This window comes from Pseudomonas sp. LARHCG127 (genome assembly GCF_052871455.1).
In genome coordinates this window covers 281,343-297,091 of record NZ_JBIXJT010000002.1, presented here as the reverse complement: position 1 = coordinate 297,091, position 15,749 = coordinate 281,343, and the positions used below count along the sequence as shown (strand labels likewise).

Sequence of the window (15,749 nt, the reverse complement as noted above, 5' to 3'; positions counted from 1 at the left end):
CGATGAGCAACGACGATCGTACCCAGTTCATGCCGACGCCCGGTGGCCGTGGCGCCGATCCCTTTCGCCCGGACCCTGGCCGGCCCCAGCCTGCGCCGGCGTCCGCGCCGCTGTCGATGCCGGCCGCGCCGGTCCTGACCGGCAAGGCCCAGGGCCTCAACCCGCTGGAAAGCGCCGCCGGTCCGTTGCTGGCCCTGCTGACGCGCCTGCGCAACACCATCGCCCACCCGGCGCCGGCGAGTTTGCGTGCGCAACTGCTGGCCTACCTGCGCCAATTCGAAGAGCGCGCCGAGGCCGCCGGCGTGGTGCGCAACGATGTGTTGCTGGCCCGCTACGCCTTGTGCACCGCCCTGGACGAAGCGGTGTTGAGTACCCCATGGGGCGGCACCAGCGACTGGGGCAAGCAAAGCCTGCTGATCACCGTGCACAACGAAGCCTGGGGCGGCGAGAAGGTGTTCCAGTTGCTGGAGCATTGCCTGCAAAGCCCCCGCGAGCGCCTGTACCTGCTGGAGCTTTTGTACCTGTGCATGTGCCTCGGTTTCGAAGGGCGCTACCGGGTAATGAACGACGGTCGCAGCCAACTGGAAGCGTTGCGTGAGCGCACCAGCGCGGTGATCCGCAGCGCCCGGGGCGACTACGAGCGCGAGCTGTCGCCGCACTGGCGCGGGGTCACCGTGGCCCGCGATCGCCTGGCGCAATTCATGCCGCCGTGGATCGCCGTGGCCATCGGCGTGGCCCTGCTGCTGGCGTTGCTGTTCGGCCTGCGCATGAAACTGGCCTCCGATGCCGAGCCGGTGTTCAAGAACATTCATTTCCTCGGTGAGATCCCGGTGCAGACCATCGACCGTCCCGTGGTGCAGCCGAAAGTGATCGAGCGCCCACGCCTGGCCGGCTTCCTCGCCGACGAAATCCGCGCCAACCGCATAGCGGTGGAAGATGCCGTCGACCGCTCGGTGGTGACCATCCGTGGCGATGAACTGTTCGCCTCGGGCAGCGCCAGCATCAAGGACGATTTCCAGCCATTGATGCTGCGCATCGCCGATGCGGTGCGCAAGGTCAAGGGTCAGGTCCTGGTCACCGGCCACAGCGACAATCGGCCGATCGCCACCCTCCGGTTCCCGTCCAACTGGGCGTTGTCCGAAGCGCGGGCGCAATCGGTGCTGCAAATTCTCTCGGCCAAGACCGGCCAGCCCGAGCGCTTCAGCGCCGAAGGCCGCAGCGACACCGAGCCGCTGGCGTCCAACGCCACCACAGAGGGGCGTGCGCGCAATCGTCGGGTTGAAATCACAGTATTGGCGGAGGGGGTCGAGTGAAGGCGTTTTTCAGTTTTATGACCCGCTGGGTCATCCCATTGCTGGGGCTGATCGCCCTGAGCCTGATCATCTGGTTCGTTGGCCCGCTGCTCGATTGGCTGGTGCCCGAAGGCCGGCGCTGGGCCTTGATCATCTTGGTGTTCGCGGTATGGATCGCCTACCGATTGTTCCGCATCATCCAGGCCCGCCGTCAGGCCGCCGAAGTGATGCGCAGCCTGGCCGCGCAAACCCCGCCGGACCCGACCAGCATCGCCACCGCCGAAGAACTCGAAACCCTGCGCCAGCGCATGGACGAAGCCTTGGCCTTGCTCAAGAAAGCCAAGCTGGGCGGCGACGAGCGCCGTAACCTCTACGAGCTGCCGTGGTACGTGATCATCGGCCCGCCGGGTTCGGGCAAGACCACCGCCCTGGTCAACTCCGGGCTGCATTTCCCGCTGGCCGCGCAATTGGGCGCCGGTGCCGTGCGCGGTGTCGGCGGTACGCGCAATTGCGATTGGTGGTTCACCGACCAGGCGGTCCTGCTCGACACCGCCGGCCGCTACACCACCCAGGACAGCGACGCGACCATCGACAAGGCCGCGTGGCTGGGCTTCCTCGGCCTGCTGAAAAAACAACGGGCCCGACGTCCGATTGACGGGGCGTTCATCGCCATCAGCCTGTCCGACCTGCTGCTGGGCAGCGACGCCGAGCGCGCCGCCCATGCCGCGGCGATTCGCTTGCGAATCCAGGAGTTGTACACCCAACTGGGCGTGCGCTTCCCGATCTACCTGATGCTCACCAAGCTCGACCTCGTGCCCGGGTTCATGGAGTATTTCGACACCCTGAGCAAGGAAGAGCGCGCCCAAGTCTGGGGCATGACCTTCGCCCTGGACGACGGCAAGAGCAACGACAGCCCGCTGGCGCACCTGCAAAGCGAATTCACCGGTCTTGAGCAGCGCCTCAACGACCGCCTGGTGGAGCGCCTGCAACAAGAGCGTGACCCGGCGCGGCGTGACCTGATCTACGGCTTCCCGCAGCAGTTCGGCGCCTTGAAGGATTGCCTGCAAAGCTTCCTCGAAGGCGTGTTCAAACCCAACGCCTTCGAAGAGCGGGTGTTGCTGCGCGGTGTGTATTTCACCAGCGGCACCCAGGAAGGCAGCCCGATCGACCGCCTGATCGGTTCCATGGCCCAGAGCATGAACCTGGACCGCCAGCACCTGGCGCGCCAGACCGGCACCGGGCGCAGCTACTTCATCGAAAAACTCTTCACCGCCGTGGCTTTCGCCGAACGCGGGTTGGTGGGCGTCGACCCGAAAGTCGAGCGTCGGCGTAAATGGATCGCTCGCGGTGTGCTGGCCTCCACGGTGGTGCTGGTGCTGGTGGTCAGCACGTTGTGGTGGGTCAGCTACCGGGCCAACCAGGCCTACATCGCCCAGGTCGATCAGAAGGTCGCGCCATTGGGCCAGACCGTGCAGAACCTCAGCCCGGCACAACGGGATGTCCTCGCGGTGTTGCCGCTGCTCAACGCCGTGAAGCACCTGGCCGACGACGCCCCGAGCTGGGCCGAAGGCCTGGGCCTGTACCAGGGTGACATGCTTGAAGCCGAGTCCGGCAGCGTCTATCGCAAGCTGCTGATCGCGGTGTTCGCGCCACGCCTGCTGACGCGCATCGAAGAGCAACTGCACAGCGGTGGCAATTCGGATTTCCTCTACGAAGGCTTGAAGGCCTACCTGATGCTCGCCGACACCGAGCATTACGACGCCGATTTCATCAAGGCCTGGATCGCCCTGGATTGGGACCGCAGCCTGCCGCGGGACTTGCCAGCCGAGCAGCGTCAGGCCCTGACCGGGCATTTGCAGGCGCTGTTCGAGCGGCGTCCGCCCCTCGCGCGCCTTGACCCACGCCTGGTCGAAGACCTGCGCCGCCAGTTGCAGCAATTGCCGGTGGCCCAGCGGGTCTATGACCGGATCAAGCGGCAGAAACTGCCCGAAGGCATCCCGGACTTCCGCATCAACGAAGCCGCCGGGCGTGACGCCGCGCTGGTGTTCAGCCGCAAGAGCGGCAAGCCATTGGGCGAACCCTTGAGCGGGCTCTTCACCGTCAAGGGCTACCGCCAGGGTTTCTTGCTCAGCAGCCTGAGCCAGACCGGCACCCTGGCCGAAGAGCAATGGGTGCTGGGCCACGAAGAGGCCGACCAGCAGAACGTCGCCAGCCTGGCCGCCGACGTGCGTCGCCTGTACTTCCAGGACTATCTGCGCCAATGGGACGCCCTGCTGGCCGACATTGACTTCGTGCCGATCACCAGCGTGGCCCAGGCCGCCGATGTGCTGCGGGTGATTTCCGGCCCGACCTCACCGTTGAAAAAGCTGCTGGTGGCGGTGGCGAAGGAAACCGACCTGCAACAGGATGAGCGCCTGCTGGCCGCCCAAGGCGCACCGGTGGAAGGCGGCGTGGACAAGCTCAAGGAACGCCTGGGCAGCTTGCTCGGCCAGGAGCAGGCGACGCAAAACGCACCGGCGCAAAGCGATGACCCGATCACCGCGCACTTCGCCGAACTCAACAGCATCGTCAGCAAAAGCGAAGGCGAGCCGGCAGCCATCGACGGCTTGCTGGCGGACATGAACGCCTTGTACGTGCAGGTCAGCGCCATGGTCGGTGCCAGCGGCGACGCCTTGCTCGGCGAAGCCAAGAACCAGGCCTCGGCCGCCGCCACCCGCGTCAGCCTCAACGCCGAACGCCAGCCGCCGCTGGTGCAGGGCCTGGTCAAGTCGGTGGTCAACTCCACCACCAACAGCATGATGGGCGGGGTGCGCAATCAACTGAACGCCGCCTGGACCAGCGAAGTGGTGAACATCTATCGCCAATCCCTGGCCGGGCGCTATCCGATGTCGCCGGGCAGCGCGCGGGACGCGACCCTGGATGACTTCGGCCAGTTCTTCGGCGTCGGCGGGGTGATGGACAACTACTTCCGCAAGTACCTGCAACCTTACGTCGATACCTCGACCCCGACCTGGCGCTGGCAGCCGGGCGCAGCGCAGAAGCTCGGCATCGCCCCCGGCGTGCTGCAGACCTTCCAGCGCGCGGCGACCATCCGCGACGCGTTCTTCCGTTCCGGCGGCACCCAGCCGATGGTGCGTTTCGAACTCAAGCCGGTGGCGATGGACTCGACCATCACCCAGTTCCTGCTCGACCTCGACGGCCAGCAACTGAGCTACGACCACGGCCCGAGCCGCCCGACCGCCATGCAGTGGCCGAACCCGGGCAGCATTGGCGTGGTGCGGATCTCGATCATGCCGCCGTCGTCCAACGGTCGCTCCGGCATCACCCTAGATGGGCCGTGGGCCTGGTTCCGCCTGCTGGAGCAATCGGACCTGACCGCCGGCAACTCACCGGATCGCTTCAACCTGCGGCTGCGGGTCGATGGCGCCAGCGCCTCTTATGAGCTGCGGGCCAACAGCGCCTTCAACCCGTTCAAGAGCCGGGTACTCAGCGGCTTCAGCCTGCCGGAGCGGCTATGAGTACACCGGGCTTCTATGGAAAGTTGGCCAGCCGCGGTGACTTCGTCAGCCGTGGTTTGCCCCAGGGCTTTATCGGCCCGTGGGATTCGTGGCTGGCGGCGGGTTTGCTCGCCAGCCAGACCAGCCTCGGCGAGCGCTGGCTGGACGCCTATCTGGTCAGCCCGTTGTGGCGCTTCATGGTCGCGCCGGGGGTGTGTGGCCCGGACGCCGCTGTTGGGGTGGTGATGCCGAGCATCGATCGGGTCGGTCGTTATTTCCCGCTGACCATTGCCGTGCTGCTGGAGCCCGACGCGGACCCGGCCTCGGTGGTGGGCGGCGCGGACGAGTGGTTCGAGCGGGTCGAGAACCTGTTGCTGAGCACCCTGAGTGTCGAGGCCAGTTTCGAGGCGTTCAACGAACAACTGGAAACCCTCGGCAGCCCGATGTACCTGCCGCGCACGCCGAGCAGCCGTTTCGCCAGCCTGCATCGCTTCGATGCCAGCGACCCGCTGCGGCGCATGAGCGCCTTGGCCGAGGCGGCCTGTGAAGGTGTGAGCCTGTGGTGGGGCCAGGGATCGGAGCGCATTGCCCCGGGTTTGATGCGCTGCCAGGGATTGCCGGCGGCGGCTGATTTTGCGCAATTTTTGCTCGGCCAAGAAGGTGTTGTGTAGATGCGTCCAAGTGCCGGAAAAGCAATCAAGTCTGCAAGCAAGAGCCATGTCGGGATGGTCCGCCAGGTCAATGAAGACGCCTGCCTGGACCTGCCGGAAAACGGCCTCTGGGTCGTGGCCGACGGCATGGGCGGGCACGCAGCGGGCGACTACGTCAGCAGCCTGATCGTCGACAGCCTGCGCGGCATTGCCGTGGGCCGTTCGCTGGACGAATACGTCGCGGCGCTGCAAAGCGACCTGCTGCGGGTCAACGCCGCCGTGCGGGAAGAAACCGCCAACCGTGGCGTGACGATGATGGGCAGCACCGTGGTGGTGCTGGCCGTTCGCGACCTGCGTGGCATGTGCCTGTGGGCCGGTGACAGCCGTTTGTATCGCCTGCGCGACGGCGTGCTCGAAGGTATCTCCCGGGACCACAGCTATGTCCAGGACTTGCAGGACAGCGGCCTGCTCAGCGAAGCCGAGGCGCGCGTGCATCCTCGGGCCAACATCGTCACCCGGGCCATCGGCGTCGAGGCGCAACTGAACGTGGCGCTGACCGAACTGCTGCTGGTGCCTGGCGACAGCTACTTGTTGTGCAGCGACGGGCTGACCAAGACCGTCGAGGACGATGAGATCCGCGAAGTGTTGAGCCACGACGAGCCCGGTGAAATCGCCAGCAGCCTGGTGTCCCTGGGCTTGATGCGCGGCGCGCCGGACAACATCACCGTGGTGGTCGTGAAGGTGCCGTCATGAGCTTGACCTTGAACATTGTCATCCCCGGCTACGACATCGAAGGGCCGATCGGCGAAGGTGCGATGGCCAGCGTGTACCTGGCGACCCAGCGTTCGCTGGAGCGCAAGGTGGCGTTGAAAGTCATGGCCGCCGCCTTGGCCGCCGACCCGACTTTCTGCGAGCGTTTCCTGCGCGAAGGCAAGACCCTGGCGCGCTTGTCGCATCCGCACACCGTCACCATCCATGACATCGGCAACGTCGGTGAGCTGTATTACATGGCGATGGAATACCTGCCCAACGGCACGCTCAAGGAACGCATCGCCGCGGGCCTGACGCCGGAGCAGGGCCTGACCTACATTCGCCAGATCGCTTCGGCACTGGGTTATGCCCACGGGCTGGGCCTGGTCCACCGTGACGTCAAGCCGGCCAACATCCTGTTCCGCGCCGATGGCACGGCGGTGCTGTCGGACTTCGGCATCGCCAAGTCCCTCGACGACCGCACTCAGTTCACCCAGGCTGGTTTTGCTGTCGGTACGCCCAGCTACATGAGTCCGGAACAGGCCCGTGGGCAAGACATCGACGGCCGCGCCGACCTGTATGCCCTGGGCGTGGTGCTCTACGAAATCCTCGTCGGCAAACTGCCGTACACCGGCAACGACGCACTCTCCACGGCCCTGGCGCACCTGACCGAGCCGTTGCCGGAGTTGCCGGTGCATCACGGCCGTTACCAGGACGTGTTGCGCAAGTTGCTGGCTAAGGACCCGGCGGAGCGTTTCCCGGACGCGGCGGCGTTGCTGCGGGCGTTGGATAACCTGCCTGAGGCATCGGCGGAAGCGACGCTGATCCGGCCGTTGTCGTTTGAACTGCCTGTCGCGCCGCCTCCGGTGGATGACTTGGCGGGCCTGACGCCCATGTCCATCGACATTCCCAGCGGCCCGGCTCAGTCACAACCGCACTCGCAACCACAGCCCAAGCCTGTCCCGCCGCCAATAAAACCGGCGCCTCAGTCGACGGTGTCGGAGCAGCGCAAGGGTCCGGTGTTCGCCCTGGCCGCCGTTGCGGTCGCCGTGGCGCTGGCGTTGGGTGGCGCGGGTTATTGGTGGTTGGCCGGTGACGATGGCAAGGACGTGAAGACGCCCGTGGCCACGAACACCTCGGTCAAGCCACCGGAAGTGAAGCCGCCGAAGGCCCCGGAAGTGCCGGCGGTCAAACCGCCCGTCGTCCCTGCGGCTCAGCCCCCCGTGGCGACCGAGGCCGATGGCGGCCAGCGTCCGCTCTTGATGGCCGGCAAGAAAACCCTGTTCCAGCGCGTGCTCAGCAAGCCAGGGGCGAAACTCGCCGAGACGCCGGGCGCCGCACCGGGCAAGGCGCTGCCAGCGTTCTCGGTGTTGTATGTGTACCAGCGCAAGGACGTGGATGGCAGCGCCTGGGTTCGCGTCGGCGCGGCCACCGATGGGCGCAGCGACGGCTGGTTGCCCGCTGCCCAGGTCAGCGACTGGAAGCAGAGCCTGGTGCTCAAGTTCACTGAACGTTCCGGCCGTGCGCCGGTGATGTTCCTGCGTCAGCCCGGCGAGGTGGAAAAACTCCTGGCTAACCCTTCGGCGGCCAAGAACGTGCTGCTCAAGGCCCAGCAGAGCCCCCAGGAAGATCAACAAGTGCTGGCCCTGGAACCGGCCGCCAGCGCCGTGCCGCAGAGCCAGTTCTACCTGTTGCCGATCTTCGATTCCCGCGAGAGCCTCGATGAGAACGGCCAGCCGGTGCAGTTGCTGAATGTCGCCTCCATCGACCCAGGCAACACGCCCAGGGCTTCGAACAACAACACGCCGATCACCACTGCCAACGCCGATGCATTCCGCACCGCCGTAGTGCTGGTGGTGGACACCACCGTGTCGATGCAGCCCTACATCGATCAGGTGCGCGATGTGGTCCATCAACTGCAAACCCGCATCGCCGAGCGCGGCGAGTTGGACAGTGTCAGTTTCGGCATGGTGGGTTTCCGCAGCAGCATCCAGAAAACCCCGGGCCTGGAATACGTCGCCAAGACCTTGATCACCCTCGAACAGGGCCGTGACCCGCAACGCTTCATGGAGCTGGCGCGGCAGGTCAAGGCCTCGACGGTGTCGAGCCATTCGTTCAACGAAGATGCGTTCGCCGGGGTCATGCAGGCCGTCGAAGCCATGGACTGGTCCGGTTACGGCGGGCGCTTGATCCTGTTGGTCACCGACGCCGGCGCCCTGCGCAAGAACGACCCGTTTGCCGCCACGCAAATGAACGAGGCCGAAGTGCGCCAGGCGGCGCTGGGCAAGCAAATCAAGATCTATGCCTTGCACCTGCTCAGCGACGCGGGCAAGAAAACTCATGCCGGCGCCCAGAGCCAATACCGGATCCTGACCGCCGACGCCAACCCGCAGATCGGCGACCTGTACATTCCGGTGCCCGGCGCGGATGTGCGCAAATTCGGCGAGCGGGTCGACGAGATCGGCTCGGTGTTCGCCGACCTGGTGCACCAGGTGCGCAGCAATAAGCCGCAAAGCGTGCCGCTGCTCAGCGCCGCGCCGAGCCTGGCCGATAAATCGGCGGCGGTCGGCTACGCGATGCACATGGACTTTTTGGGGCGCAAATCCGCCAGCCAGGCGCCGCAACTGGTCAGCGCCTGGACCGCCGACCGCGACCTGACCAACCCGGCGCTGCCGGCGTTCCAGGTCTGCGTGATGCTGACCAAGCTGCAACTCAACGACCTGCAGCAGTCGCTGAAGCTGATCGTCGACGCGGCTCGCAAGACCCAGAGCTCGCCCAAGGATTTCTTCCAGGAAATCGCCAGTGCCAGTGCCTACATGAGCCGCGACCCGTCGGCCCTGCGCAAAGGCGGCAACCTCGCCGATGGCGGGATTCTTGGCGAGTACCTGGAAGGGCTGCCGTACCGCAGCAAGTCGCTGAACATGACCCAGGACCTGTGGCTGTCCTTGAGCGTGGCCGAGCAGGAAGATTTCATCGACGAGCTGGATTCGAAAATCCGCCTCTACGAAACCTTCCACAACGACCTCGCCAACTGGGTGCGCTTCGGCGACGCCGAGCCGGGCGACGCCTTGTACCGCGTTCCGTTGTCGACGCTGCCGTGATGCTGACCCTGAACGCCGTGCACAAAAGCCGGGGCGCCGGCAGCCAGCGCTACAGCCTGGTGATTCCACGGCTGCATTTGCGCGGCGGTGAACAACTGGCGGTGGTCGGCCCCAGCGGCTGTGGCAAGAGCACCTTGTTGGATATGTTGGCGCTGGTGTTGGCGCCGGATCAGGCCGGGCAGTTCGATTTCACGCCCGCCGACTCGCTGCTGGACATCGCCAAATTGTGGCGTGCGTCGCAACAGGGCACCTTGGCCGAGCTGCGCAGCCGTTACCTGGGTTATGTTCTGCAAACCGGCGGCCTGCTGGGTTTTTTGGATGTGCGTGGCAACATCGCGTTGTCGCGCAAATTGCTGGGCTTGAAGGATGACGCTAGCGTGACGCGCCTGGCTGGGCAGTTGGACATTGCCGATCAACTGGACAAGAAACCGGCGGACTTATCCGTGGGCCAACGCCAGCGGGTCAGTTGTGCCCGGGCGTTGGCCCACGGCCCACGCCTGTTGCTGGCCGATGAGCCGACCGCCGCCCTCGACCCGCTGAACGCCGAGCGCGTCATGCAGTTGCTGGTGGCCCAGGCCCGCGAACACGGCGTCTGCTGCGTAGTTGCCACCCACGACGAAGCGCTGGCCCGGGCCAGCGGTTTGCAGGTACGGCGCATCAGTTGCCGTCGCGATGCCGACGGCGGTGTCACCGCCACGCTCGGGGAGGCTTGCTGATGCGCGGCGCGCTGGTGGCTTCCCTGGCCTGGCAGGATTACCGCAACGATGCCTGGCTGTCGGCCTGCTCGGTGCTGGCTTTGGTGGCCGTGGTGGCGCCGTTGCTGGTGCTGTTCGGCCTGAAGTTCGGCCTGGTCAGCAGCCTGACCGAGCGCTTGCAGAACGACCCGGCCACCCGGGAAATCATCCCCTTGGGCGGCGGTCGCTTCAGTGCCGAATTCGTCGAACAATTGAGCCAGCGCGGTGATGTGGCCTTTGCCTTGCCGCGCACCCGGCAGATAGCCGCCACGGCGGATTTGAGCAGCGAGGCGTCGGCTGTCACGGTCGAGATGATTCCCACCGCGGCCAACGATCCGTTGTTCGATCACTTGCCGGTGCCCCAAGGTTTGGATCAAGTGGTGCTCAGCCAGACCGCCGCTGAAAAACTCGGGGCCAAGGCGGGGGATTGGCTGCAGGCCAGTTTCGGCCGGCAGGTGGCCGGTCGCAGCGAGGCCCAGCGCACCCGCGTGCAGGTGCTGCAGGTGCTGCCACTGGAAGCCTTCGCCCGGGACGGCCTGTTCGCGCCGCTGGCGTTGCTGGAGGCGGCGGAGGATTACCGCGACGGCCGCGCCGTGCCTGCGTTCGGCTGGCCGGGCGATGCGGTGGGCGAGGCCGGGCAGCGCGTGTATCCGGCGTTTCGCTTGTATGCTCGCAGCCTCGGCGATGTCGAGCCGCTGCGGCAGTATTTCGCCGGGCAGAACCTGTTGGTATCGACCCAGGCCCAGACCATCGCACAAGTGCAATCGTTGAGCCGCAACCTGTCGATCGTGTTCTGGATCATCGCCGGGTTGGCCTTGGCCGGCGCGTTCGCGGCGATCTTTGCCGGTGCCTTGGCGGCGGTCGAGCGTAAGCGTCGGGAATTGTCGGTGTTGCGCCTGTTGGGGGTTTCCACCGCGGCGCTGTTGCTGTTCGTGGTGTTGCAGGCGCTCTACAGCGCCACGTTTGCGGCCCTGCTGAGTGCCGGCCTGTATGGCCTGGCGCAGTCAGGCCTGAATTATTTATTTGCACAGATGCCCGGCGAATACGCCAGTCATCTGTTGGTGCGTCACTACACCTTGGCCCTGGTGGCCGTGCTCGGCGTCAGCGCCGTCGCGGCGGCTTGCGGCGGCTGGCGAGTGGCGCGCATCCAGGCGTGTGAAGGAATTCGCGATGTATAAGTTATTAGGCGCCGCCGTGGCGCTGAGCCTCGCCAGCCTGACATGGGCTGATGAGGCCACGGACAAGCTGGACAACCCCAAGCCATTGCCCGACGACGTCAGCCTGCCGCTGCCGTGCGAAGGCCAGATGGTGTTCCGCTACGTCTACATCCTCGCCCAGGGCACCCTGGACGACCGCGAGATCAGCCTCGGCTACCCGTTCAGCGAAGGCGAGGCGGGCTATCAGCAGTCGTTCATTTCCGGCTACCGGCGCGACTTCATCAACGGCCAGTTCACCCTCAAGGACCTGCCCAAGGACTGGAACACGACCATCACGCCGTTGATGCCCAAGACCGACGCCAAGACGCCGCTCAAGCCGATGCTGTACTTCATTGGCAAGTACGAGGTCACGGCCCGGCAATACGCCCAGGTCATGGCCCAAGCGCAATCACTGGCCAGCGGCGAAGCGGCGCCAGCCTGCGAAACCTTGCAAGCCGAGTTGCCCCAAGGCGTGGCCGGGCGTTTGCCCAAGGTGAAACTGTCGAAATTCGAGGCCGAGCGCTTCTCGGCGGTGTACAGCGCCTGGCTGATGAAATACCACAAGGACCTGCTGCCGGTCAGCGGTCGCGGCACCTCCGCCGAAGACGGCGGGCTGGGTTTCGTGCGCTTGCCAACGGAAGTCGAGTGGGAGTTCGCTGCTCGTGGCGGCCAAGCTGTGAGTCGTCAGGACCTGGAAGGGCGCCTGTTCCCTCGGCGCCTGGAAGGCAGTGAAAGCGACGGACCCCTGGCCGATTGGGCGGTATTCAACCAGGTCGCCGGCGGCACTGGCCAGGCGGCCCGGCTGATGCCCATCGGCACCAAGCTGCCGAACCCCATCGGCTTGTTCGATGTGGTGGGCAACGCGGCCGAGATGGTCCAGGAATCCTTCCAGTTGGTGCATGCCGGTCGCCGCCAGGGCGCCTATGGCGGCTTCGTGGTCAAGGGCGGCAACTACCTGGAAGGCGAGGGCACGCTGTTCACCGGAATGCGCCGCGAGTACCCGTTGTTCACCGCCGATGGCACTGAGCAAAGCAACGAGACCACCGGTTTTCGCGTGGCCGTCGGCGCGTTGTCGGCGCCGCGTTCGCGCTACAAGGAATTGTTCGCCCAATGGCAGAAAGAGGGGCGGCTCGCGTCGCTGACCGACGCCATCGACGATGCCGACGACCCGACCAAGCGCCTGGACAGCATCATCGCCGCCAGCGTCGATCCGCGCCTGCAAGCCGAACTGGGCCTGGTCAACGAAGAACTCAAGCGCAACGTCTCGCTCATCGCCCAGCAGCGCGAGGAAGCGGCGGGCAACCTGATCCAGTCCTCGGCCCTGGTGGCCGAGACCGTCAACAACTACAACATTCGCCTGACCAATCTGCAGAACAGTCGGCAAGCCGCCTTGGACGCCAAGGACGAGGCCAGCGCCACGCTGTTCGCCACGGCCATCGACAACGGCCGCAGCGCGCTGGATGGCGCGGTGGCGATCTACATCGACAACCTGGCCACCGGCACGCGCTACACCGATGCCGTGATCCAGGCGCAGTTTCAGCGCATCAAGGAAGAATTGGAGCGCAAACCGGTGCTGGGCAAGAGCCTGGTGGCGCGTGCAACGTTATTCGTTCGTCATGTCGGGGATTATCGTCAGCAAAAACGAGCCGACCCGGCGGCGATATTGAAGGAATTGCTCGCATCGAACGCTCAGCGGTCTTGAGTGTTCGTTGTCAGCGAGCTTGGAAGGGACTCAGGCGGCGATAGCGCCGTGCTGAGCTGGTCAACACTTAAAAGAGAACACAACTATGCTTTTCTCCCGTAAACCTTTGGCTTCGGTTTCCAAGCGTCACTTGCTGATGGTCGCTGTCGGCTTCAGCACCGTACTGACCGGCTGCGCCACGTCGCCGACGTCCAAGGTCGCGTCGAGCACCAAGGTCGAGTACTACCCGAACTGCTACGAGCCGGTGCAGCACTTGCGCGCCACCGAAGGCAACATGACCAAGTCGGTTGTCACCGGTGCGGCCGTTGGCGCGGTCGGCGGGGCGCTGCTGGGCGCCCTGACCGCTGACAAGGAAGATCGTGGTCGCAACGCCGCCATCGGTGCCGCGGGCGGCGCCTTGGCCGGTGGTGCCGCCGGTTATTACACCGAGCGCCAGAAGCAGATCGCCGATGACAACATGCGCATCGCCTCTTACGCTGCCGACGTTAGCAAAAGCGCTTCGGACATCGACCGCAGCACCGCCTACGCCAAGACCTCGCAGCAGTGCTACCAGAACGCGTTCAGCAAACTGGTTGCCGACCGCAAGGCCAAGACCATCAACGATACCGAAGGCCGCAAGCGCCTGGCAGAAATCGTCGCGGGCCTGAAAGAGTCGAACGACCTGATCGTCGCGGTCAACGGCAAAGCCTCCGAAGACCTGAACAACTACACCCAGGCCTACGAGAAAGACCTGCAGCAAGTGGGTGTGCAGCGTACTGACGTGGTGACCGTGGCCACTGCCGATACCACGCAGGTTGTGGCGGCTCAGACCAGCACCAAGACCAAGAAGAAAGTGACGCCGGCGAAGAAGAAAGAGCTGCCAGTCGTGCCGAAAGAAGCGGTCGCCACTGAGAAGACCTTGCAGGACGCCAAGGCCAAGCAAGATCAAAGCAAGCAGGTTGCCAGCGCGGGTACTACTCAGGTGAACAGCATGTGCAAAAACCCGGACCTGGGCGACTGGGCACCGGTTCCTTGCCCGAATGTTTGATTGAGTGAGGGTGGCTGATCATCCCCTTGGGGAGTGATCACTGTGTGAAACCTGTGGGAGCGGGCTTGCTCGCGAAGGCGTCGGTTCAGTTGGCATCAATGTCGACTGACCCACCGCCATCGCGAGCAAGCTCGCTCCCACAGTTGTTTTTGTGGTGATCGAAATATCCGCAACACCCCCAATCCCCTGTGGGAGCGAGCCTGCTCGCGAAGGCGTCGGTTCAGCTTGCATCGTTGTTGCCTGACACTCCGCTATCGCGAGCAGGCTCGCTCCCACAGTGGATTGGTGTTGAACTTGAGATTCGGTCCGACACAGAACCCTGTGGGAGCGAGCTTGCTCGCGATGGCGCCGGCCCAGCTTGCATCAAAGCAAGGCGCTACCCCTTGGCACCAGGCGCCGCCATCTCCTTGGTTTCCAAATGATCCAATGCCCGCTCAACCAGCAACTGCACCCCATCGGCCATCCGGCTGATCGCCAGGGCGACGCAGCGGCGTGAGTCATCCACATCATCAGCCAGGTCGGCGGCGATGGTGCTGATGGAGAGCAGGTCTTCGGAGGCGTTGGCCAGCAGGGTTTCGGTGTCGATGTGGGGGGACACGATGAAGAGTTGGTTTTTGTCGGGTTCGGGCGGTGAGGCGGGCTTGGGGTTGAGGTAGTAGTCGAGGGCGCGGGTGGCGGCGTCTTCGAGCTTTTTTTCTTCCTGCGCTTCGACTCGGGATTTGTGGCCGCTTTGTGGCGGATTGGGAGTGACCTTGAACATAAATGTATTTCCGATATGTATTGAAGGAAGGCTGGCACCTTTCGTTGCACCGAAAGGGGTGGCAGCTGTGCGCGGGTGTGCAAGACCGGGCATATCGGACCCCGGCAGACCTCGAGAGTCTCCCGCGCGCAGCCGCCATAAACACACCAATACGAGCGTGAGCCGTTTGGCGTAGCAGTTGCGCGCCGATATGTACCGGACTTGCACGTCCGTGTCACCGTTTTTTGCGATGACGAACCCAGGTTAGCCGCGCAAAACCAGGGTGCCTAGTTCATGAACAGCCCGCCGTGTTGAAGGAAATGTCCCAGGGTTTGGCAGGGGAAAAGGATCAAAGGATCGCAGCCTTCGGCAGCTCCTACGGAAATCGATGTAGGAGCTGCCGAAGGCTGCGATCTTTTGATTTTTGGATTCGTGACTTAGCAGTCATCTTTCGCGAAAACCAGCTGATCTTCCGCTAAAGCGATCCGATGATGGCGTTGCGCCGAAGAATCGCTAAACTGCCAGCCATTGATCTTTTCTCACGAGGCTGTGCCCATGAAATTTCGTTTTCTGTTGTGGATGCTGGGGTTGTTGATGGGCAAGGCCAGCCGGACCAACCCGGCGTTCCAACAGCAGTTGGGCGACAAGGAATTGGTGTTCCAGCTGCAAACCCTGGATGGCAAGGTCGCCCGGCATTTCACCGTGAAGAACCAGCGCATCACCAGCCAGTCCGGGGTTTACCCGACCCCGGCCTTCGCCATCGCCTTCAAGGACGCCGCCTATGGCTTCGCGACGATGCAGGCCAAGAACAAGCAGTTGGCATTCATGACGGGGATTCAGGACAAGTCGATCCAGATCAAGGGCAACCCGGCGCTGGTGATCTGGTTCCAGGGGCTGACCAAGTATTTGAAGCCGAGGAAGGCCAAGAAGGTCTAGTCGGGAAGCCTGTGGCGAGGGAGCTTGCTCCCGCTGGGCTGCGAAGCGGCCCCAAATGGATTGACGCGGTCCTCCAGGCGGATCGCGTCGGCAGGTTTTGCGTCTGCTGCGCAGCCGAGCGGGAG

The 15,749-nt window shown here is 64.5% G+C and carries 11 protein-coding genes; 10 read left to right on the top strand and 1 reads right to left on the bottom strand.

The genetic code is table 11. The features are described from left to right. The first annotated feature begins 2 nt into the window (after positions 1–2). From ACIPQ1_RS04790 to tagQ, 9 genes are all read left to right on the top strand, one after another. Positions 3–1,313, top strand: a complete 1,311-nt coding sequence (locus tag ACIPQ1_RS04790) for a DotU family type VI secretion system protein (protein WP_411385965.1) — start codon at positions 3–5, stop codon at positions 1,311–1,313. After that, a complete protein-coding gene (gene tssM, locus ACIPQ1_RS04785; RefSeq protein WP_446533670.1) occupies positions 1,310–4,810 on the top strand; it encodes a type VI secretion system membrane subunit TssM in 3,501 nt (1,166 codons plus the stop codon). Before ACIPQ1_RS04790 ends, tssM begins: the two co-directional genes overlap by 4 nt. After that, a complete protein-coding gene (gene tagF, locus ACIPQ1_RS04780) occupies positions 4,807–5,460 on the top strand; it encodes a type VI secretion system-associated protein TagF (protein WP_446533669.1) in 654 nt (217 codons plus the stop codon). The genes tssM and tagF overlap by 4 nt, the downstream gene beginning before the upstream one ends. Continuing rightward, a complete protein-coding gene (locus ACIPQ1_RS04775) occupies positions 5,461–6,192 on the top strand; it encodes a PP2C family protein-serine/threonine phosphatase (protein WP_186710243.1) in 732 nt (243 codons plus the stop codon). Continuing rightward, a complete protein-coding gene (locus tag ACIPQ1_RS04770; protein WP_446533668.1) occupies positions 6,189–9,290 on the top strand; it encodes a serine/threonine-protein kinase in 3,102 nt (1,033 codons plus the stop codon). The genes ACIPQ1_RS04775 and ACIPQ1_RS04770 overlap by 4 nt, the downstream gene beginning before the upstream one ends. Then, positions 9,290–10,006, top strand: a complete 717-nt coding sequence (locus ACIPQ1_RS04765) for an ABC transporter ATP-binding protein (protein ID WP_446533737.1) — start codon at positions 9,290–9,292, stop codon at positions 10,004–10,006. Before ACIPQ1_RS04770 ends, ACIPQ1_RS04765 begins: the two co-directional genes overlap by 1 nt. After that, complete coding sequence (locus tag ACIPQ1_RS04760; protein ID WP_411385961.1) at positions 10,006–11,202, top strand: ABC transporter permease; 1,197 nt, start codon at positions 10,006–10,008, stop codon at positions 11,200–11,202. Before ACIPQ1_RS04765 ends, ACIPQ1_RS04760 begins: the two co-directional genes overlap by 1 nt. Continuing rightward, positions 11,195–12,922: a formylglycine-generating enzyme family protein gene (locus ACIPQ1_RS04755; protein ID WP_189656370.1), complete on the top strand. Its 1,728-nt coding sequence runs from the start codon at positions 11,195–11,197 to the stop codon at positions 12,920–12,922. Before ACIPQ1_RS04760 ends, ACIPQ1_RS04755 begins: the two co-directional genes overlap by 8 nt. Before the next feature lie 85 nt (positions 12,923–13,007). Further along, the gene (gene tagQ, locus ACIPQ1_RS04750) at positions 13,008–13,949 is read left to right on the top strand and encodes a type VI secretion system-associated lipoprotein TagQ (RefSeq protein WP_250962955.1); all 942 of its coding nucleotides are present in this window, start codon (positions 13,008–13,010) and stop codon (positions 13,947–13,949) included. A 376-nt stretch (positions 13,950–14,325) separates the two neighbouring features. Here tagQ and ACIPQ1_RS04745 read toward each other — a convergent pair whose 3' ends face one another. Beyond that, positions 14,326–14,709, bottom strand: coding sequence for a DUF6124 family protein (locus tag ACIPQ1_RS04745; RefSeq protein ID WP_446533667.1), 384 nt, complete (start codon positions 14,707–14,709; stop codon positions 14,326–14,328). 534 nt (positions 14,710–15,243) lie between these two features. Between ACIPQ1_RS04745 and ACIPQ1_RS04740 the strand changes: the two genes are divergently transcribed. Next, positions 15,244–15,624, top strand: a complete 381-nt coding sequence (locus ACIPQ1_RS04740; protein WP_250964568.1) for a helicase — start codon at positions 15,244–15,246, stop codon at positions 15,622–15,624. Positions 15,625–15,749: the final 125 nt, after the last annotated feature.